The sequence below is a fragment of the Pseudomonas sp. HMSC063H08 genome, from assembly GCF_001813645.1.
GTDB classification, from domain to species: domain Bacteria; phylum Pseudomonadota; class Gammaproteobacteria; order Pseudomonadales; family Pseudomonadaceae; genus Pseudomonas; species Pseudomonas aeruginosa.
Genome location: NZ_KV813372.1, coordinates 40,000 through 59,536 on the forward strand (window position 1 = coordinate 40,000; position 19,537 = coordinate 59,536).

The following is a 19,537-nucleotide window of genomic DNA, read 5'->3' on the forward strand; positions in this document are numbered from 1 at the left end:
TGTAGGGCGCTGTCCGCCGCTGCGCGCAGGGCGGTGAAGGAGGGGCGCCAACACGCGAGGGGCGGCTTGAAGGGGAGAGTAGCGACTCTTTTTATTCCATAAAAATATTATTTGTTTATTTTTATATTCCATGAATGAATATGCGAGGGCTGAGGCAATTTGTCTCGCGACAACCGACCACAGTAGGACGGTCTAGGCTAACGGGTAAGATTTTCATACCGAATTGCTCTGCATCAAGGCGGGTGGTCCGGGAATCTGCTTGCGACCCTTCCCGCATTCCTGCCATCCAGGGCTGCGGTCGCTTTCCAATGACAAGAACGATAGCTGAAGGATGTGTTCCAAAACCTTGCGTAGCGTTGCGCGTGAGGAAGCACGGCCGAATCCGCACGTAAGCCGGAAGGGCCGAGAACCTGAAGAGGAGTTGCCATGTTCGGATTGGAGGCTATCGACCTTGCCCGCATCCAGTTCGCGTTCACCGTGTCCTTCCACATCATCTTCCCGGCGATCACCATCGGGTTGGCCAGCTACCTGGCCGTACTGGAAGGCCTCTGGCTGAAAACGAACGAAGAGGTCTACCGCGACCTCTATCATTTCTGGTCGAAGATTTTCGCGGTCAACTTCGGCATGGGCGTGGTGTCCGGGCTGGTCATGGCGTACCAGTTCGGCACCAACTGGAGCCATTTCTCCGACTTCGCCGGGTCCATCACCGGTCCGCTGCTGACCTACGAGGTGCTCACCGCGTTCTTCCTCGAGGCCGGTTTCCTCGGTGTCATGCTGTTCGGCTGGAACCGCGTGGGACCGGGCCTGCATTTCTTCGCCACGGTGATGGTGGCGATCGGCACGCTGATCTCGACGTTCTGGATCCTCGCTTCCAACAGCTGGATGCAGACCCCGCAGGGCTTCGAGATCGTCGACGGCCGGGTGATCCCGGTGGACTGGGTGGCGGTGATCTTCAACCCGTCGTTCCCCTACCGCCTGCTGCACATGTCGGTCGCCGCGTTCCTCGCCACCGCCTTCTTCGTCGGCGCCTCGGCCGCCTGGCACCTGCTGCGCGGGCGCGACAACCCGGCGATCCGCAAGATGCTCTCGATGGCCATGTGGATGGCGCTGATCGTCGCCCCGGTACAGGCGCTGATCGGCGACGCCCATGGCCTCAATACCCTGGAGCACCAGCCGGCGAAGATCGCCGCGATGGAAGGCCACTGGGACAACAGCAGCGGCGAGCCGACCCCGCTGATCCTGTTCGGCTGGCCGGACATGCAGCGCGAGGAAACCCGCTTCAAGGTGGAGATCCCGGTGCTCGGCAGCCTGATCCTCAAGCACAGCCTGACCGAGCCGATCCCGGCGCTGAAGGACTTCCCGCCGGAAGACCGGCCGAACTCCACCGTGGTGTTCTGGTCGTTCCGGATCATGGCCGGCCTCGGCATGCTGATGATCCTGGTCGGCGTCTGGAGCCTGTGGCTGCGCTGGCGCGGCCAGGACAAGCTGTTCAACTCGAAGGCCTTCCTGCGCCTGACCCTGCTGATGGGACCGTCCGGCCTGATCGCGATCCTCGCCGGCTGGTTCACCACCGAGATGGGCCGCCAGCCCTGGGTGGTCTACGGACTGATGCGCACCGCCGACGCCTCCTCGGCGCAGAGCGTGACGCAGATGAGCCTGACCCTGCTGACCTTCGTGGTGGTGTACTTCTCGCTGTTCGGCGTCGGTATCGGCTACATGATGCGCCTGGTGCGCAAGGGCCCGGTCACCCATGAGGGACGCGAGACCAACCCGGGAGGCGCCGGGCAGAAGCGCACGCCGGCACGGCCGTTGTCGGCCGCCGGCGAAGGTTTCGACGAAGAGCACGACGGCCACGCGCAAGCGGCCGACCGCGACCAGGACAAGAGGAACTGAGACATGGGTATCGATCTTCCCCTCATCTGGGCGGTCATCATCATCTTCGGCATCATGATGTACGTGGTGATGGACGGCTTCGACCTGGGCATCGGCATGCTCTATCCGTTCTTCAAGGACAGCGGCGACCGCGATGTGATGATGAACACCGTGGCGCCAGTCTGGGACGGCAACGAGACCTGGCTGGTGCTGGGCGGCGCGGCGCTGTTCGGGGCCTTCCCGCTGGCCTACGCGGTGGTCCTGTCGGCGCTCTACCTGCCGTTGATCTTCATGCTCGTCGGGCTGATCTTCCGCGGCGTCGCCTTCGAGTTCCGCTTCAAGGCCAAGCCGGCCAAGCAGCACATCTGGGACAAGGCGTTCATCGGCGGTTCGCTGGTGGCGACCTTCTTCCAGGGCGTGGCGCTGGGCGCCTTCATCGAAGGCATCCCGGTGGAGAACCGCAGCTTCGCCGGCGGTTCGCTGGACTGGATCGCGCCGTTCCCGCTGTTCTGCGGCCTGGCCCTGATCGTTGCCTACACCCTGCTCGGCTGCACCTGGCTGATCATGAAGACCGAAGGCCGCCTGCAGGAGCGCATGCACGACCTGGCGCGCCCGCTGGCGCTGGTGCTGCTGGCGATCATCGGGGTGGTCAGCCTGTGGACGCCGCTGGCCCATGCCGAGATCGCCGCACGCTGGTTCAGCCTGCCGAACCTGTTCTGGTTCCTGCCGGTGCCGATCCTGGTCCTGGTGACCTTCTATGCGCTGCTGCGCTCGGTGGCCAACAACGACCACGTGAAGCCGTTCGTGCTCACCCTGGTGTTGATCTTCCTCGGCTACAGCGGCCTGGGGATCAGCCTGTGGCCGAACATCATCCCGCCGGCGGTGAGCATCTGGGAGGCCTCGGCGCCGCCGCAGAGCCAGGGCTTCATGCTGGTCGGCGCGCTGTTCATCATTCCCTTCATCCTCGGCTACACCGCCTGGAGCTACTACGTGTTCCGCGGCAAGGTGAAGCACGGCGATGGCTATCACTGAGGAGGCGCCGCATATGGTCCGTACGCCGAGTCATCCCGAACGAGATAACGCGGCCAAACCACCGCTCTGGCGACGCCTGGCCTGGTTGGCGGGCATCTGGACCGCCAGCGTGCTGGCCCTGGGCGTCGCCGCCTGGCTGATGCGCCTGTTCATGAGCGCGGCGGGGCTGGGCGTCCCGCACTGATCGACGATCCCATCCGGGCGCTCCGGCGCCCTTTTCCGAGAGCCCTCCGCTGGAGGGCTTCTTTTTGTCCGCCGATCCGCCAGTGCTCGGTGTTGCGCCGTAGGGCGTCAATCCTCGCGTTCCCGCCTTGCACCATCCAGGCCGGTTCGGCGGATAACCGCGCTGCGGTTATGCGCCCTACGGGAGCCTTGGGTCGGGCGATGCGGCGGATGCGCCCTAGCGGCGCCTTGGTAGGGCGAATGACGCCGCAGGCGTTATCCGCCGAATTGCCATTGCTTGGCGTTGCGCCGTGGGGCATCAGTCCTCGCGGCCCCTGACCCGTGCCAGTTGCTCCAGTCGCCCCAGGTAGTCGCGCGGGGTTTCGCCGAGCAGGCGGCGGAACATGCTGCTGAAGGCCCGCGTACTGCCGTAGCCGAGGTCGCGGGCGACCACCTGCACGCTGTCGCCGGCCAGCAGGCGCGGCAGGGCTTCGGTCAGGCGCAGTTGCTGGCGCCACTCATGGAAGCTCATCTGCAGTTCCTGGGCGAACAGCCGCGCCAGGGTGCGTGAGCTGGCGCCGACCCGCAGGCCCCAGTCATCGAGGGTCAGCCCCAGTTCCGGCTGTTTCAGCAATGCCTGGCAGATCGCCTGCAAGCGGCGGTCGCGGGGCATCGGCAGGTACAGCGGCATCCGTTCGAGGTTGGCGATCTCGCTGAGGATCAGCCCTTGCAGGCGCTGGCGGAAGTCGTCCAGGCGCGGCTGGCTCTCGAGGTGGATGGCGCGCAGGATCATTTCCCGCAGCAGCGGCGTCACCGCCAGTACGCAACAGTCGCTTAGCGGTGTCGGCGTTTCGGGTGGCTCGATGAACAGGGTGCGCATGTGCACCTCGCCGGACATGAATATCTCGTGCTCCACCCGGGGCGGAATCCATACCGCGCGGGTCGGCGGGATCACCCAGGCGCCGTGGTGGGTGGCCAGGCGCATCAGGCCGCGAGCGGCGTAGAGGAACTGCGCCTGCGGGTGGAAATGCCGCCCCAGGTGATGGCCGTCGGGGAAGTCGAGGGAGATGGCGGCCAGCAGGCCGTCCGGGCGGTGCTCGATCAGCATGTCCGTTTCGATGACCTCGCTGTCCTGTCTGCGCTTTTCGGTCAACCTATCATGCCCGGGTCATGACGCCCATTCCTCACCGACCATTCAGACCGCACGCCATGAACCGACCTCGAACCGTTATCCGCTTCATCAACGCCGCGCATGTCATCGACCACATGTTCATGCTGATCTTCCCCGCCGCCGTGCTCGGCATGGCCGGCAGCTTCGACCTCGACTACGCCGGTCTGATCGGCCTGTCGCTGGGCGGTTTCATCGCCTTCGGCGCCTGTTCGCTGCCGGCCGGCTGGCTGGGCGATACCTGGAGCCGGCGGCGGATGATGCTGCTGTTCTTCTTCGGTATCGGCGCCGCCGCACTGCTCACCGGGCTGGCTGGCAGCGTACCGATGCTGGTGACCGGGCTGACCCTGATCGGGGTATTCGCCGCGATCTACCACCCGGTCGGCACCGCGATGCTGGTGGCACACGCGGAGAACCGCGGCCGCGAGATCGGCATCAACGGTATGTGGGGTAACCTCGGGGTCGCCTTCGCCGCGCTGCTTACCGGCTTTCTCACCGCGCACTTCGGTTGGCGTGCGGCGTTCATCCTGCCCGGCGGGGTGGCCATCCTGCTCGGCATCGGCTTTTTCTTCTGCGTGCGCGAGGAGCCATCGCCGCACCTGTCGGCCAAGGCCGCGGCGCGTGGCGAGGACAGCGAGGGTCTGTCGATGCGCCGGGTGTTCGGCGTGCTGGCGCTGGTCACCGCCACCGGCGGGGTGGGGTTCAACGCCAGCACCGTGACCTACCCGAAGCTGTTCCAGGAGCGCCTGAGCGACTTGCTGGCGTCGCCGCAGACCCTTGGCGTGGTGGTCAGCCTGGCCTATGCCTTCGGCGCGGTGGCGCAACTGATCATGGGCCGCCTGATCGATCGCCTGAACCTGAAGTTGCCGTTCGTCTTCCTCACCTTCTGCCAGGTGCCGCTGCTGCTGGCCCTGGCCTACGGCCACGGCAGCGCGGTGGTACTGTTCGGCGCGCTGTTCATGTTCGCGGTGTTCGGCCAGGTGACGGTGAACGACGCGATGGTCGCCCACTTCGTCGCGCCGCAGTGGCAGGCGCGGGTCTTCGCCCTGCGCTATTTCCTGTCGTTCGGCGCCAGCGCGGCGGCGATCCCGATGATCGCCTACCTGGAGCCACGGCAGGGGCTGCTGGGGTTGTACCTGGTACTGGCGGGCTTCGCCGCGCTGACCTTCGCCGCGGCGCTGGTGTTTCCGCGTCCGGCGCGCAGCGCCGCGGTGGGCACCTGAGGAAGAGGGCGCCCGGACAGTGCGAGCCGGCCGGGCGCCGATGGCTCAACGCCGTATCAGAGCAGTTCGAGCGCCACGGCGGTGGCTTCGCCGCCGCCGATGCACAGCGAGGCGACGCCGCGCTTGCCGCCTTTCTGGCGCAGGGCGTTGATCAGGGTGAGGATGATCCGCGAGCCGGTGGAGCCGACCGGATGGCCCTGGGCGCAGGCGCCGCCATAGACATTGACCTTGGCATGATCGAGGCCGTGTTCGCGCATGGCGAGCATGGTGACCATGGCGAAGGCTTCGTTGATCTCGAACAGGTCGACGTCGTCCTTGCTCCAGCCGGTCCTGGCGAACAGGTTGGTCATCGCGCCGATCGGCGCCAGGGTGAACTCGCTCGGGTCCTGGCTCTGGGTGGCATGGCCGACGATTCGCGCCAGCGGCTTCAGGCCACGGCGCTGGGCTTCCTCGGCGGTCATCAGGACCAGCGCGGAGGCGCCGTCGGAGATCGAGCTGGCATTGGCGGCGGTGATGGTGCCGTCCTTGCGGAACGCCGGCTTGAGGCTGGGGATCTTCTCCAGGTTGGCGGTCAGCGGTTGCTCGTCGTCCTTCACCACGCTCTCGCCCTTGCGGCTGGTGACGGTGACCGGGACGATTTCCGCCGCCAGCGAGCCATCGGCGATGGCGGCCTGGGCGCGCTTGAGCGATTCGATGGCATAGGCGTCCATCTCCTCGCGGGTCACGCCGTACTTGTCGGCGGTCTCCTGGGCGAACGAACCCATCAAACGGCCGGTACGGGCGTCCTCTAGGCCGTCGAGGAACATGTGGTCCTTGATCTCGCCGTGGCCCATGCGCAGGCCGCTGCGGGCTTTCTCCAGGACATAGGGCGCGTTGGACATGCTTTCCATGCCACCGGCGACCATCACCTGGTTGGTGCCAGCCTTGAGCAGGTCGTGGGCCAGCATCACCGCCTTCATCCCCGAGCCGCACAGCTTGTTGATGGTGGTGCAGCCGGTGGCGGCGGGCAGGCCGGCCGCCAGCGCGGCCTGGCGGGCCGGGCCTTGCTTCAGGCCGGCGGGCAGGACGCAACCCATGATCACTTCCTGTACGTCCTCGGCGGCGATGCCGGCGCGCTGCACCGCTTCGCGGATCACGACGGCACCCAGGTCGACCGCGGAAACGCCGGCCAGGCTGCCCTGGAAGCCGCCCATGGGAGTACGGGCGCCGGCGACGATGACGATATCGGACATGGAACGTTACCTCTTGTTCTGGATAGGGTCTGAACGATTCAGTGGGCGGATTCTATCTTGTGACCGGGAGGCTCCGAAAGGTCACGGGGCAAATCACTCTTTTGACTGATGAACAAAGCCCGCCGACGGCTCTAGAGTCGGCCTCATCCTGACAACGAACCCGCTCCCAGGTGTACGCCCCATGCTGAAGACCCGTCTCATCCCGGCCGCCGCCGGCGCTTATCAGTATCCGTTGCTGATCAAGAGCCTGATGCTTTCCGGCCGTCGTTACGAAAAGAGTCATGAAATCGTCTACCGCGACCAGGTGCGCTACAGCTACGCCACCTTCAACGAGCGCGTCGCGCGCCTGGCCAACGTACTCAGCGAGGCCGGGGTGAAGGCCGGCGACACGGTGGCGGTGATGGACTGGGACAGCCATCGCTACCTGGAATGCATGTTCGCCATCCCGATGATCGGGGCGGTGCTGCATACCATCAATATCCGCCTCTCCCCGGAGCAGATCCTCTACACCATGAACCACGCCGAGGATCGCTTCGTGCTGGTGAACAGCGAGTTCGTCCCGCTCTACTAGGCGGTGGCGGGGCAGCTGGCCACGGTGGAGCGGACCATCCTGCTCACCGACGGCGCGGAGAAGAGCGCGGAACTGCCCGGCCTGGTCGGCGAATACGAGTCGCTGCTGGCCGCGGCCAGCCCGCGCTACGACTTCCCCGATTTCGACGAGAACTCCATCGCCACCACCTTCTACACCACCGGCACCACCGGCAATCCGAAAGGTGTGTATTTCAGCCACCGGCAACTGGTCCTGCACACCCTGGCGATGGCTTCGACCATCGGCAGCCTGGACAGCATCCGCCTGCTCGGTACCAGCGACGTGTACATGCCGATCACCCCGATGTTCCATGTCCACGCCTGGGGCACTCCGTACGTGGCGACCATGCTCGGGGTCAAGCAGGTCTATCCCGGGCGTTACGATCCGGAACTGCTGGTCGAACTGTGGAAGCGCGAGAAGGTCACCTTCTCCCACTGCGTGCCGACCATCCTGCAGATGGTGATGAACGCCAGGGCTGCCCAGGGCGTGGACTTCAAGGGCTGGAAGGTGATCATCGGCGGGAGCGCGCTGAACCGCTCGCTCTACGAGGCGGCCAAGGCGCGCGGCATCCAACTGACCGCCGCCTACGGCATGTCGGAGACCTGTCCGCTGATTTCCTGCGCCTACCTCAACGACGAACTGCTGGCCGGAAGCGAGGACGAGCGCACCACCTACCGGATCAAGGCCGGCGTGCCGGTGCCGCTGGTGGATGCGGCGATCATGGACGAACAGGGCCGCTTCCTCCCGGCCGACGGCGAGTCCCAGGGCGAGCTGGTGTTGCGCTCGCCATGGCTGACCCAGGGGTATTTCCGCGAACCCGAGCGCGGCGAGGAGTTGTGGCGCGGCGGCTGGATGCATACCGGCGACGTGGCGACCCTGGACGGCATGGGCTTCATCGAGATCCGCGACCGCATCAAGGACGTGATCAAGACCGGCGGCGAGTGGCTGTCCTCCCTGGAGCTGGAAGACCTGATCAGCCGCCATCCGGCGGTACGCGAAGTGGCGGTGGTCGGGGTGCCCGATCCGCAATGGGGCGAGCGCCCGTTCGCCCTGCTGGTGGTGCGCGAGGGCCAGCAACTGGACGCCCGGGGTCTGAAGGAGCACCTCAAGCCTTTCGTCGAGCAGGGCAACATCAACAAGTGGGCGATCCCCTCGCAGATCGCGGTTGTTACCGATATTCCCAAGACCAGCGTCGGCAAGCTGGACAAGAAGCGCATCCGTATCGAGATCGCCCAGTGGCAGGAAGCCGGCAGCGCCTTCCTGTCGACCGTCTGACGGGGCTTTCCTACACCGCTGAAACGCCCGGAGGCCAAGCAAACGCTTGGTCTCCGCGTTTTCGCGACCGCCCGGTCATTCTCCATCCGCCGCAAAGGCGCGAGCCAGAGTGGTTGCGCCGCGCAAATCACACTTTCGAGGGATCAAGCGGCAGGCAGCGCTAGCTATAGTCCACGCACTCATAACAAAAAACACACATGGAGTAGCGTCGATGACAACCCGTAATCCGTTCTCGCGTCGGGCCCGGTTGCCGTTGGCCGTCAGCCTGGCTTCCTCGCTGGCGGCTCCGGCCTTTGGGGTGACCTTCAACATCGGGGAAATCGAAGGTTCCTTCGACTCGGCGTTGTCGGTCGGGGCCAGTTGGTCGACCGCCAAGCCGAACAAGAACCTGATCGGTGTGAACAACGGCGGCAAGGGACTTTTCCAGACCTCCGACGACAGCCACTTGAACTTCAAGCGTGGGGAAACGTTCTCGAAGGTCTTCAAGGGCATCCATGACCTCGAACTGAAGTACGGCGATACCGGTGTGTTCCTGCGCGGCAAGTACTGGTACGACTTCGAACTGAAGGACGAGCACCGCGAGTTCAAGGACATCGACGACAGCGGCCGCAAGACCCTGGCCAAGTCCTCCGGCGCCGAACTGCTCGACGCCTTCATCTACCACAACTATGCCATCGGCGATCTGCCGGGCAGCGTGCGCCTGGGCAAGCAGGTGGTGAACTGGGGCGAGAGCACCTTCATCCAGAACGGCATCAGCGCCATCAACCCGATCGACGTCACCGCCTTCCGCCGGCCCGGCTCGGAGATCAAGGAAGGCCTGATCCCGGTGAACATGTTCTACCTGTCGCAGAACCTCACCGACAACCTGTCCGCCGAAGGCTTCTACCAGATCGAGTGGGACCAGACGGTGGTCGACAACTGCGGCACCTTCTTCTCCCAGCCGGACGTGGTGGCCGATGGCTGCGACCAGAACCTGGCGGTGCTGACCAACAACAAGGCCTCCATCAACCTGCTCAACAACGTGCTCGCCGGGGCTGGCCTGAGCGTTACCCCGTCGCCCTGGGACGAGGGCATCCTGGTCCGCCGCGGGCCGGACCGCGACGCTCGCGACAGCGGCCAGTACGGCTTCGCCCTGCGCTACTTCGCCGACGAACTGAACACCGAGTTCGGCGCCTACTACATGAACTACCACAGCCGCCTGCCGATCTTCAGCGGCCAGGGCGCCTCGGCCAGCACCATGGCGGCGATCAATGACCTCGCCACCCGCCTCGCCGCGATCAACCCGGCACTGGCCGCCCAGGCCGCGGCGGCGGCCACCGCCGGCAACTCCAGCTACTTCATCGAGTACCCGGAAGATATCCGCATGTTCGGCCTGAGCTTCTCCACCACGTTGCCCAACGGCACCGCGTGGAGCGGCGAAGTCAGCTACCGGCCCAACGCGCCGGTGCAGCTGAACACCACCGACATCCTCTTCGCCGGCCTCGACCCGGTGAGCATCGGCGGCAACCGCCCCTACGACAACGCCTCGGTGCTGAACGGCCAGGCCGGGCAGGACCTGCACGGCTATCGGCGCAAGGAGATCACCCAACTGCAGACCACCCTGACGCACTTCTTCGACCAGGTGATGGGCGCCGAGCGCCTGACCCTGGTGGGCGAGATCGGCTGGACCCACGTCGGCGGCCTGGAAAGCACCTCCAAGGCACGCTACGGGCGTGACCCGGTCTTCGGACCGGGGCCGCTGCCGGGGACCATCTCCGGCCTGGCCAGCTGCCAGGCGCTGAACATCAGCACGCTGGGCACCGCCGAAGCGAACAACGTCAGCCGCTACTGCGAGAACGATGGCTATACCACCTCGGACGCCTGGGGTTATCGCGCCCGTGCGATCTGGGACTACAACGACGTGTTCATGGGCGTGAACCTCAAGCCCAGTGTGGCCTGGTCGCACGACGTCGATGGCTATTCGCCCGGCCCCGGCGCCAACTTCGAGGAAGGCCGCAAGGCGGTCAGCCTGGGGGTGGACGCGGAGTACCAGAACACCTACACCGCGAGCCTCTCCTACACCAACTTCTTCGACGGCAAGTACACCACCGTGGACGATCGCGACTTCGTCGCGCTCAGCTTCGGCATGAACTTCTGATGTACGCCGGCCCGGTGCGAACCGGGCCGGCGAGCAGGACTTAACGAGGACGACGAGCGAATGAAAACAACGAAGATTCTTCTGCATACCGGTGTACTGGCCCTGAGCCTGCTGGCCACCCAGGTGATGGCGGCGGTATCCGCCGACGAGGCGGCCAAGCTCGGCACCAGCCTGACTCCGTTGGGGGCGGAGAAGGCCGGCAACGCCGACGGCAGCATCCCCGCCTGGGACGGCGGCCTGGCGACCAACGCCGGCAGCGTCGACAGCCGTGGCTTCCTCGCCAACCCCTATGCCAGCGAGCAACCGCTGTTCACCATCACCGCGCAGAACGTCGACCAGTACAAGGACAAGCTGACTCCCGGCCAACTGGCCATGTTCAAGCGCTACCCGGATACCTACAAGATCCCGGTATACAAGACCCACCGCAGCGCCACCGTCCCGGCGGCGGTGCAGGAGGCGGCCAAGCGCAACGCCACCACCACCAAGCTGGTGGAAGGCGGCAACGGCCTGGAGAACTTCGATACCGCCAACCCGTTCCCGATCCCGCAGAACGGCCTGGAGGTGATCTGGAACCACATCACCCGCTATCGCGGCGGCAGCGTCCGGCGCCTGGTGACCCAGGCCACTCCGCAGGTCAACGGCTCCTACCAGCTGGTCTACTTCCAGGATGCCTTCACCTTCCGTACCAACCTGAAGGACTACAACCCGAACAAGCCGAGCAACGTGCTGTTCTACTTCAAGCAGCGGGTCACCGCGCCCTCGCGCCTGGCCGGTAACGTGCTGCTGGTCCACGAGACCCTCAACCAGGTCAAGGAGCCGCGCCTGGCGTGGCTCTACAACGCCGGCCAGCGCCGCGTGCGGCGGGCTCCGCAGGTGTCCTACGACGGTCCCGGCACCGCCGCCGACGGCCTGCGCACCTCGGACAACTTCGACATGTACAACGGTGCGCCGGACCGCTACGACTGGAAGCTGGAAGGCAAGAAGGAAATCTACATTCCCTACAACAGCTACAAGCTCGACGATCCGAAGATCAAGTACAGCGAAATCGTCAAGGCCGGCCACATCAACCAGGACCTGACCCGCTACGAGCTGCACCGCGTCTGGCATGTGGTCGCGACCCTGAAGCCGGGCGAGCGGCACATCTACGCCAAGCGTGACTTCTACATCGACGAGGACACCTGGCAGGCCGCCGAGATCGACCATTACGACGGTCGCGGCACCCTGTGGCGCGTGGCCGAGGCGCATGCCGAGCAGTACTACGACAAGCAGGTGCCCTGGTACGCGGTGGAAACCCTCTACGACCTGCTCTCCGGCCGCTACCTGGCGCTGGGCATGAAGAACGAGGAGAAACAGGCCTACGACTTCAACTACAGCGCTTCGGAAAGCGACTACACCCCGGCGGCGCTGCGCCAGGAAGGGGTACGCTGAGAAACGGCGTTCCTAGCCACGAAGAAACCGGCCTTGTGCCGGTTTCTTCGTTTTCGCGGGTGGCGCTGCCGCTCCGGCCGTCAATTCATTACAAAGTGTTTTCCCACCTCGCCCGCGGATTCCGTCGTCGCCATCCTCCCGGCGGGCACCTGTGTGGCCGGGAAACGTTTGCCGCGCCTGGACCGCGCCGGGAAACCGGTCTTTCCTTGGTTATCGAGCTGAAGCGCCGGTGCGCTATTTCGTCCGAGCCGATGGATAGTGCTTCAAATAGCCATCACTTGTGGTTAGTCTCCGGAGCGTTCACGCCCCATACATAAACCAAGAAACCGGGTGATGACTGACTTCTCGCGTACCTTCTCGGGCACTCCATCCGCCGTCCTGCCGACGGCCAACCGCTTTTTCCGCCCCCCGCTGCCGTCGGCCCATGTGGCGCGCCCGCGTCTTTGCCGTCGACTGCGCGACGGACTGGACGGTCGCCTGCTGCTGATCGCCGCGCCCGCCGGATTTGGCAAGAGTTCCCTGGCCATCGAGTTCTGCGAAAGCCTCGACCCGCGCTGGCAGAGCCTCTGGCTGGGACTGAGCAGCCGCGAGAGCGATCCCGGACGTTTCCTCGAACGCCTGCTCGATGGCTTGCGACAGTACCACCCGACCCTGGGCGAAGAGGCCCTCGGCCTGCTGAAGATGCGCCAGCGCCACCAGCCGTTCGCCTTCGAGACCTGGCTCGACGACCTGCTCGACGAACTCGCCCCCTGCCTGGACCCGCAGCGTCCCCTGCTACTGGTGCTGGACGACTACCACCTGGCCCAGGGCGCGGTGCTCGACCGTTGCCTGCAATTCCTCCTCAATCACCTGCCCGAGGGCCTGGTGCTGCTGGTCACCAGCCGGCAGCGGCCGGACTGGCACCTGGCGCGCCTGCGCCTGTCGCGGCAATTGCTCGAACTCAGCGAACAGGACCTGCGCCTGACCGCCGAGGAGAGCGGGGCGCTGATGGCCGCCAGCGGCCTCGAACTCGACGAGGACGCGCTGGACGCGCTGCTCGAGCGCAGCGAAGGCTGGGTCGCCGGGCTGCGCCTCTGGCTGCTGGCGCGCGGCGATCCAGAGGAGCAGGTCAGTCCCGGGGTACACGGCGCCGACGAGCTGATCCGCGACTACCTGCTGGAGGAGGTGATCGAGCGGCAGCCGCCCGAGGTCCAGGCGTTCCTCGCCCAGACCGCGCGCTTCGAGCGCTTCTGCGCCGAACTCTGCGATACCGTGCGCGAGGCCGGCGACAGCGCGGCGATCCTCGACCACCTGCAGCAGCACCAGGTCTTCCTCGTGCCGCTGGACGAAAACGGCCAGTGGTTCCGCTACCACCACCTGTTCTCCGACCTGCTGCTGGCGCGTCCCTTGCCCGACTTCGGTCCGTCCGCCGGCTCCCTGCACCTGCGCGCCTGCGGCTGGTTCAGCCGCCATGGCCTGCTCGACCAGGCGGTGGAGCAGGCGCTGCGCGCCGGCCAGCCGGACGTGGCGGCGAGCCTGGTGCAGAACCTGTCGGAAGAGCAACTGCTGGCGGAGCAGAACATCGCCACCCTGCTGCGCTGGAAGATGGACCTGCCGGACAGCCTCCTGGCGAGCACGCCGCGCCTGATCCTGCTGTACGGCTGGGCGCTGGCGCTGGCCTGCCAGTTGGATGCCGCGGAAGAACTGGCCGGCCAACTGGCGCGTTTCCTGCCGGCGCCGGACGAGTCCGCGCAGCGCGACCTGCTGGCCCAGTGGCAGGCCCTGAGCGGGGTGATCGCGCGCGGCCGCGGCGATATCGACAAGGCCGAGGCGCACTGCCGCGAGGCCTTGCAGGACCTCGCCGGGGAGCGCTATGGCACCCGCCTGCAATGCCTGTCGACGCTGAGCAACCTGGCGGTGACCCGTGGCGACTTCTGGCAGGCGCGCAACTACAACCGCGACGCCCTGGAGTTCGCCCAGCGCTACGGCAACCCGCTGTTCGAGGCACTGGTCCATTACGACCGCGCCCGCGTCCTCCAGGCGCGCGGCGAGGTGGCGCGCGCCGAGGAGGAGGTGCGCCAGGGCCTGGAACGCCTCCAGCACCTGCCGGCGCAACGCCGCTACGCGGTGCGCGGGCGGCTCCTGCTGTACCGCGGCTACCTGCGCAGCCTGGCGCTGCAGCCGGACGAAGCGCGCAAGTGGATCAAGCAGGGAATCGAGGAAACCCGCAGCTGCCGGGATGTCAGCCTGGTGATCGGCTATTGCGTCCTGGCCAGCCTGGAAGGGCGCCTGGGCAACTACGCGGCGGCGTTCGCCCGGCTTGGCGACGTCGAGCGGTTGATGCATGCCTGGGATATCCCGCCGATCTACTACCTGGCGGCGATCACCCTGATCAAGTGCGAACTCTGGCTGGCCCAGGGCCAGACCGAACTGGCCGGCGTCTGGCTACAGCGCCTGGGCGGCACCTACGGCGGGCAGGCGGCCACGCCGCCGGAATGCAGTCCGCTGCTGCCGCTGCATGTGGAGTTGCTCCAGGCCGGCCTGGAGCGCCGCGAAGGACGCCCGGAGGAAGCCGCCCGGCGCCTGGACCGGCTGGCCCGCTCGACGCGGGAGAACGGCGCGTTGCTGCCGGCTCGCCTGGCCCTCGGCCAACTGGCTGCGCTGCACCTGGAGCAGGGCCGCGAGCGCGAGGCGCTGGCGACCCTGCAACAGGCCATGGAGGGCGCAGTCGGCGGAGCCTTGCTGCCGCTCCACGAATTGCTCGTGCAGCAGCCGGAATGGTTGCGCGAACAGTTGCAGCGCTTCCCTGCCTGTCCCGGCGCCCAGCGCATGCGCGCGCTGTTGCCGGAGCCGCCCGCCGAGCCCGCGGGCAGTGCGGGCGAGGTGCTCAGCGGGCGCGAACTGGCGGTGCTGGAGCTGATCGCCCAGGGGTTGTCCAACCAGGAGATCAGCGAGCGGCTGTTCATCTCGCTGCATACGGTGAAGAGCCACGCCCGCCATATCAACGACAAGCTCGGCGTCGAGCGCCGCACCCAGGCGGTGGCGCGGGCCAAGCACATGGGGTTGTTGCGCTAGGCGCGCCACCCCATGTGCCTGGCGTGCTGGCTCAGGGCTTCCAGCGTCGCAGGAGCAGGGCGTTGCCGACCACGCTGACGCTGGAGAAGGCCATCGCCGCGCCCGCCACCATCGGGTTGAGCAGGCCGAAGGCCGCCAGCGGGATGCCGATCACGTTGTAGATGAACGCCCAGAACAGGTTCTGGCGGATCTTCGCGTAGGTCCGCCGCGAGATGTCCAGCGCCGCCGGCACCAGGCGCGGGTCGCCGCGCATCAGGGTGATGCCGGCGGCGTGCATGGCCACGTCGGTGCCGCCACCCATGGCGATGCCGACGTCTGCGGCGGCCAGCGCCGGGGCGTCGTTGATGCCGTCGCCGACCATCGCCACCACCCGGCCCCGGCCTTTCAGCTCGGCGACCGTGGCGGCCTTGTCCGCCGGCAGCACTTCCGCGTGTACGTCGTCGATGCCCAGGGCCTTGGCCACCACCGCCGCGCTGCCGCGGTTGTCGCCGGTGATCAGGTGGCTGTGGATATCCCGTTCGCGCAGGGCCTCCACCGCTTCGGCGGCGCCGTCCTTGAGGCTGTCGCCGAAGGCGAACAGGCCGAGCACGCGTTTCTCCGGAGCCAGTTCCAGCAGCCAGGACAGGGTGCGGCCCTCGGCCTCCCAGTCCGCGGCGGCACTCGCCAGCGCGCCGGGCTTGAGTTCCTGCTCGTCGAGCAGGCGGCGGTTGCCCAGGGCCAGCCGGCGACCCTCGACCTCGCCCTGGATGCCGCGACCGCTGAGGGCCTGGCTGGCGTTCACCGGCGGAACCTCCAGGTCGCGCTCGGCGCAGCGCTCGAGCACGGCCTTGGCCAGCGGGTGCTCGCTGCCGCGTTGTAGGGCGCCGGCGAGCCTGAGCAGCTGCTCCTGGTCGTCGCCGCCGAGGTGGATGATCTGCGGTCGCCCGGAGGTCAGGGTGCCGGTCTTGTCGAAGGCCACGCTGGTGACCGCATGGGCGACTTCCAGGGACTCGGCGTCCTTGATCAGGATGCCGTGGCGTGCGGCCACGCCGGTGCCGGCCATGATCGCGGTCGGGGTGGCCAGGCCGAGGGCGCAGGGGCAGGCGATCACCAGCACCGCCACGGCGTTAACCAGGGCCTGCTCCAGGCCGACCCCGGCGACCAGCCAGGCGCCGAGGGTGACCAGCGCGATGAGGATCACCACCGGGACGAAGACCTGGCTGACCTTGTCCACCAGCTTCTGGATCGGCGCTTTGGCGGCCTGGGCGTCTTCCACCAGGCGGATGATCTTCGCCAGCACCGTTTCCCCGCCGAGCGCGGTGGTGCGCAGGAGCAGGCGGCCTTCGCCGTTGATCGCGCCGCCGGTGACCTTGTCGCCGGGAGCCTTGGGCACCGGCAGGCTCTCGCCGGTGATCAGCGCCTCGTCGGCGTGGCTGCTGCCGTCGAGCACCTCGCCGTCCACCGGGAAGCGTTCGCCGGGACGCACCACCACCTCGTCGCCGAGGCGCAACTCGGCGATCGCCACCTCTTCCTCGCGACCGTCGCGCAGGCGCACCGCGCGCTCCGGGCGCAACGCCTCGAGGGCGCGGATGGCGCTGGCGGTCTGGCGCTTGGCGCGGCTTTCCAGGTACTTGCCGAGGAGGATCAGGGCGATCACCACGGTCGAGGCTTCGAAGTAGAGGTGCGGCATGTGGCCGGGCGGGGCGGTCAGCCAGAGGTAGACGCTGAGGCCGTAGCCGGCGCTGGTGCCGAGGGCGACCAGCAGGTCCATGTTGCCGGCACCGGCTTTCACCGCGCGCCAGGCGGAGACATAGAAGCGCGCGCCGATGACGAACTGCACCGGGGTCGCCAGGAGGAACTGCGCCCACGGCGGCAGCATCCAGTGCAGGCCGGCCCATTCCACCAGCATCGGCAGCACCAGCGGCAACGCCAGCAACAGCGCGGCGATCACCCACCAGCGTTCGCGGCGCAGGCGGCGCTCGGCATCGTCCTGGCGTGGTTGCCCCGCGTCGAGCAGGCGGGCCTTGTAGCCGGCCTGTTCCACCGCCTGCAGCAAGGCCTGGCTGTCCACGGCGCCGAGCAGCTCGAGGTGGGCGCGCTCGCTGGCCAGGTTGACGCTGACCTCGCGTACGCCGGGCACCTTCTTCAGCGCCCGCTCGACCCGGCCGACGCAACTGGCGCAGGTCATGCCCTCGATGGACAGTTCCAGGCTGCGCGCCGGAACCTGGTAGCCGGCCTGCTCGACCGCCGCCACCAGGGCCGGCAGGCTGTCCGCCGGGGCCTGCACGCGGGCCTGCTCGCTGGCCAGGTTGACCGAGGCGGCCGCGACCCCGGGCACTTTCTTCAGGGCTCGTTCGACACGGCCGGCGCAGGACGCGCAAGTCATGCCGCTGACCGGCAGATCGAGCTCGGTTAGCGTGGCGCTGTTCATGAGTCCTCCTTGGAATGGACAGAAGTGGCACCGCAGACGCCCTGGGAGGCGCCGGTGAGATCTGTCGCCAGGTTCAGCCTTGACATCGTGTCAAGGTCAAGCCCCGGATTCATACAGGAAGGCGGCGCAGGACGCAGTGGCGGCTTTATGTCGCAGGAGCAGGGGGGAGGGGGAATGGCGCTGGAAAACCGTTGCGGCACGAAAAAGCACAGGGTTTTCACAGGGGTGGGACCGATAACACTAGACCTCGCGAAGGGCTGCGCCAAGGTATTTCGTCGCTTGCGGAAAAAAAACCTGCTGATGACGAAAAGTACTTTTTACCGTCATATTTTTTGCGGTATTTGTGGAACCGTAGACCGCCGAACCCTGCAGCACAGGTGGCGGCCCCGGCCCTCACCTCTGCTGTCAGGCTCTCCCCACCGGAAGAGAGAAGGCGGCTCGCCCCCCGGCGGAGCGCCGACCCGGCATTCCGTCGCCAGGCCCTTAGCAGAAGGTGATCGCGTATGGATGACCACGGACGTTCCCGCCCCACCCAGCCCACCCTGTACGTCCTCGATACCAATGTCCTGATCCACGATCCGAATGCCCTGTTGAACTTCCAGGAACACCGCGTCGCGATCCCGATGACGGTGCTCGAAGAGCTGGACAAGCTGAAGACCGGAAAGCACACCATCGCCGCCGAGTGCCGCCAGGCCATCCGCCTGATCGACCAGGTACTCGGCGAGGCCACGCCCGAGCAGGTCGAGGGAGGGGTACCGATCCAGCGTGGCAAGAACGGCCCCAGCGGCAGCCTGTCGATCCTCATGAGCAAGCGTGCCGAGCCCATCACCTGGCTGCCGGAGCACCTCAACGACAACAAGATCATCAACCAGTTGGTCGAGCTGAAGAGCCGCCACAGCGGCGTGCGCGTGGTGCTGGTGACCAAGGACATCAACATGCGCCTGAAGGCGCGCGCCTGCGGGGTGGACGCGGAGGACTACCACACCGACCAGCTGATCGACGACGTGGCCCTGCTGTCGCGCGGCTACCATTCCCTCGCCGGCTCTTTCTGGGACCGCGTGAGCAAGGTCGAGACCCGCCAGGACCACGGCCGTACCTGGCATCGCGTGCAGCTCACCGACAACCTGCCGGCGGTGCACATCAACGAGTTCATCGTCGACGAACAGGGCTTCGTCGGCTGGATCAAGGGCATCCAGCAGGACGAGCTGACCATCCTCGACCTGCACCAGGAGCCGCTCCTGCACCAGGAAGCCTGGGGCCTGCGGCCACGCGACGTGTACCAGTCGCTGGCGCTGTACGCGCTGCTCGACCCGGACATCCACCTGGTCAACCTGTCCGGTGCCGCCGGTTCCGGCAAGACCATCCTGGCGCTCGCCGCGGCCATCGAGCAGACCATGGTCAGCAAGCGCTACCGGCGCATCATCGCCACCCGCAGCGTGCAGGGCCTGGACGAGGACATCGGCTTCCTGCCCGGCACCGAGGCGGAAAAGATGGAGCCCTGGCTCGGCGCGATCACCGACAACCTCGAAGCGCTGCACATGGACGACGAATGCACCCATGGCAGCGTCGACTACATCCTCAGCAAGGTGCCGTTGCAGTTCAAGTCGCTGAACTACATCCGCGGGCGCAGCTTCCAGCAGAGCCTGATCCTCATCGACGAATGCCAGAACCTCACGCCGCACCAGATGAAGACCATCATCACCCGCGCCGGCAGCGGTTCGAAGGTGATCTGCCTGGGCAACCTGGCGCAGATCGACACGCCCTACCTGTCCGCCACCAGCTCCGGCCTGACCTACCTCACCGAACGCTTCAAGGACTTCCCCCACGGCGTGCACGTGACCCTGCAAGGGGTGCCGCGCTCGGTGCTGGCGGAGTACGCCGAGGCGCATATGTAACCACGCGGCGTCGCAGGCGTTGCGCTGCGCCCGGCCTCGAGCCGGGCGCAGCGGCTGGCG

General features: G+C 66.8%; 11 protein-coding genes and 1 pseudogene. 9 read left to right on the plus strand and 3 right to left on the minus strand.

Annotated elements, in window-relative coordinates:
* Positions 1 to 426 precede the first annotated feature (426 nt).
* The 3 genes from cioA to HMPREF2924_RS07090 are packed head-to-tail and all read left to right on the plus strand — an operon-like array spanning position 427 to position 3,088.
* Positions 427 to 1,893 (plus strand): cyanide-insensitive cytochrome bd quinol oxidase subunit I, encoded by a 1,467-nt coding sequence (gene cioA / locus HMPREF2924_RS07080; RefSeq protein WP_003093054.1) that lies wholly within the window; start codon positions 427 to 429, stop codon positions 1,891 to 1,893.
* Positions 1,894 to 1,896: 3 nt separating this feature from the next.
* Positions 1,897 to 2,904: a cyanide-insensitive cytochrome bd quinol oxidase subunit II gene (gene cioB / locus HMPREF2924_RS07085; RefSeq protein WP_003093053.1), complete on the plus strand. Its 1,008-nt coding sequence runs from the start codon at positions 1,897 to 1,899 to the stop codon at positions 2,902 to 2,904.
* Between the two features lie 13 nt (positions 2,905 to 2,917).
* Positions 2,918 to 3,088, plus strand: coding sequence for a DUF2474 domain-containing protein (locus HMPREF2924_RS07090; protein ID WP_003132613.1), 171 nt, complete (start codon positions 2,918 to 2,920; stop codon positions 3,086 to 3,088).
* A gap of 297 nt (positions 3,089 to 3,385) precedes the next feature.
* Here the strand turns inward: HMPREF2924_RS07090 and HMPREF2924_RS07095 are convergent, their stop codons facing one another.
* On the minus strand, positions 3,386 to 4,174 hold the full coding sequence (locus HMPREF2924_RS07095) for an AraC family transcriptional regulator (RefSeq protein ID WP_003132615.1): 789 nt from the start codon (positions 4,172 to 4,174) through the stop codon (positions 3,386 to 3,388).
* 101 nt (positions 4,175 to 4,275) lie between these two features.
* Here HMPREF2924_RS07095 and HMPREF2924_RS07100 point away from each other — a divergent pair, with 101 nt between their 5' ends.
* Positions 4,276 to 5,457 (plus strand): MFS transporter, encoded by a 1,182-nt coding sequence (locus HMPREF2924_RS07100; RefSeq protein ID WP_070700428.1) that lies wholly within the window; start codon positions 4,276 to 4,278, stop codon positions 5,455 to 5,457.
* 56 nt (positions 5,458 to 5,513) lie between these two features.
* Here HMPREF2924_RS07100 and HMPREF2924_RS07105 read toward each other — a convergent pair whose 3' ends face one another.
* The gene (locus HMPREF2924_RS07105) at positions 5,514 to 6,689 is read right to left on the minus strand and encodes an acetyl-CoA C-acyltransferase (RefSeq protein WP_003132617.1); all 1,176 of its coding nucleotides are present in this window, start codon (positions 6,687 to 6,689) and stop codon (positions 5,514 to 5,516) included.
* 181 nt (positions 6,690 to 6,870) lie between these two features.
* Here HMPREF2924_RS07105 and HMPREF2924_RS07110 point away from each other — a divergent pair.
* From HMPREF2924_RS07110 to HMPREF2924_RS07125, 4 genes and pseudogenes are all read left to right on the plus strand, one after another.
* A pseudogene (locus HMPREF2924_RS07110) lies at positions 6,871 to 8,553 on the plus strand (fatty acid--CoA ligase).
* A gap of 211 nt (positions 8,554 to 8,764) precedes the next feature.
* The gene (locus tag HMPREF2924_RS07115; RefSeq protein WP_033941250.1) at positions 8,765 to 10,690 is read left to right on the plus strand and encodes a DUF1302 domain-containing protein; all 1,926 of its coding nucleotides are present in this window, start codon (positions 8,765 to 8,767) and stop codon (positions 10,688 to 10,690) included.
* A gap of 60 nt (positions 10,691 to 10,750) precedes the next feature.
* Entirely contained in the window at positions 10,751 to 12,118 is a 1,368-nt protein-coding gene (locus HMPREF2924_RS07120; RefSeq protein WP_003103009.1) for a DUF1329 domain-containing protein, read from the plus strand.
* Positions 12,119 to 12,451: 333 nt separating this feature from the next.
* The gene (locus HMPREF2924_RS07125) at positions 12,452 to 15,172 is read left to right on the plus strand and encodes a winged helix-turn-helix domain-containing protein (RefSeq protein WP_003103006.1); all 2,721 of its coding nucleotides are present in this window, start codon (positions 12,452 to 12,454) and stop codon (positions 15,170 to 15,172) included.
* 31 nt (positions 15,173 to 15,203) lie between these two features.
* On the opposite strand, the gene copA1 is transcribed toward HMPREF2924_RS07125, so the two are convergent.
* Positions 15,204 to 17,582: a copper-translocating P-type ATPase CopA1 gene (gene copA1 / locus HMPREF2924_RS07130; RefSeq protein WP_003132619.1), complete on the minus strand. Its 2,379-nt coding sequence runs from the start codon at positions 17,580 to 17,582 to the stop codon at positions 15,204 to 15,206.
* A 503-nt stretch (positions 17,583 to 18,085) separates the two neighbouring features.
* Here copA1 and HMPREF2924_RS07135 point away from each other — a divergent pair.
* On the plus strand, positions 18,086 to 19,477 hold the full coding sequence (locus HMPREF2924_RS07135) for a PhoH family protein (protein WP_003093038.1): 1,392 nt from the start codon (positions 18,086 to 18,088) through the stop codon (positions 19,475 to 19,477).
* Positions 19,478 to 19,537 lie beyond the last annotated feature (60 nt).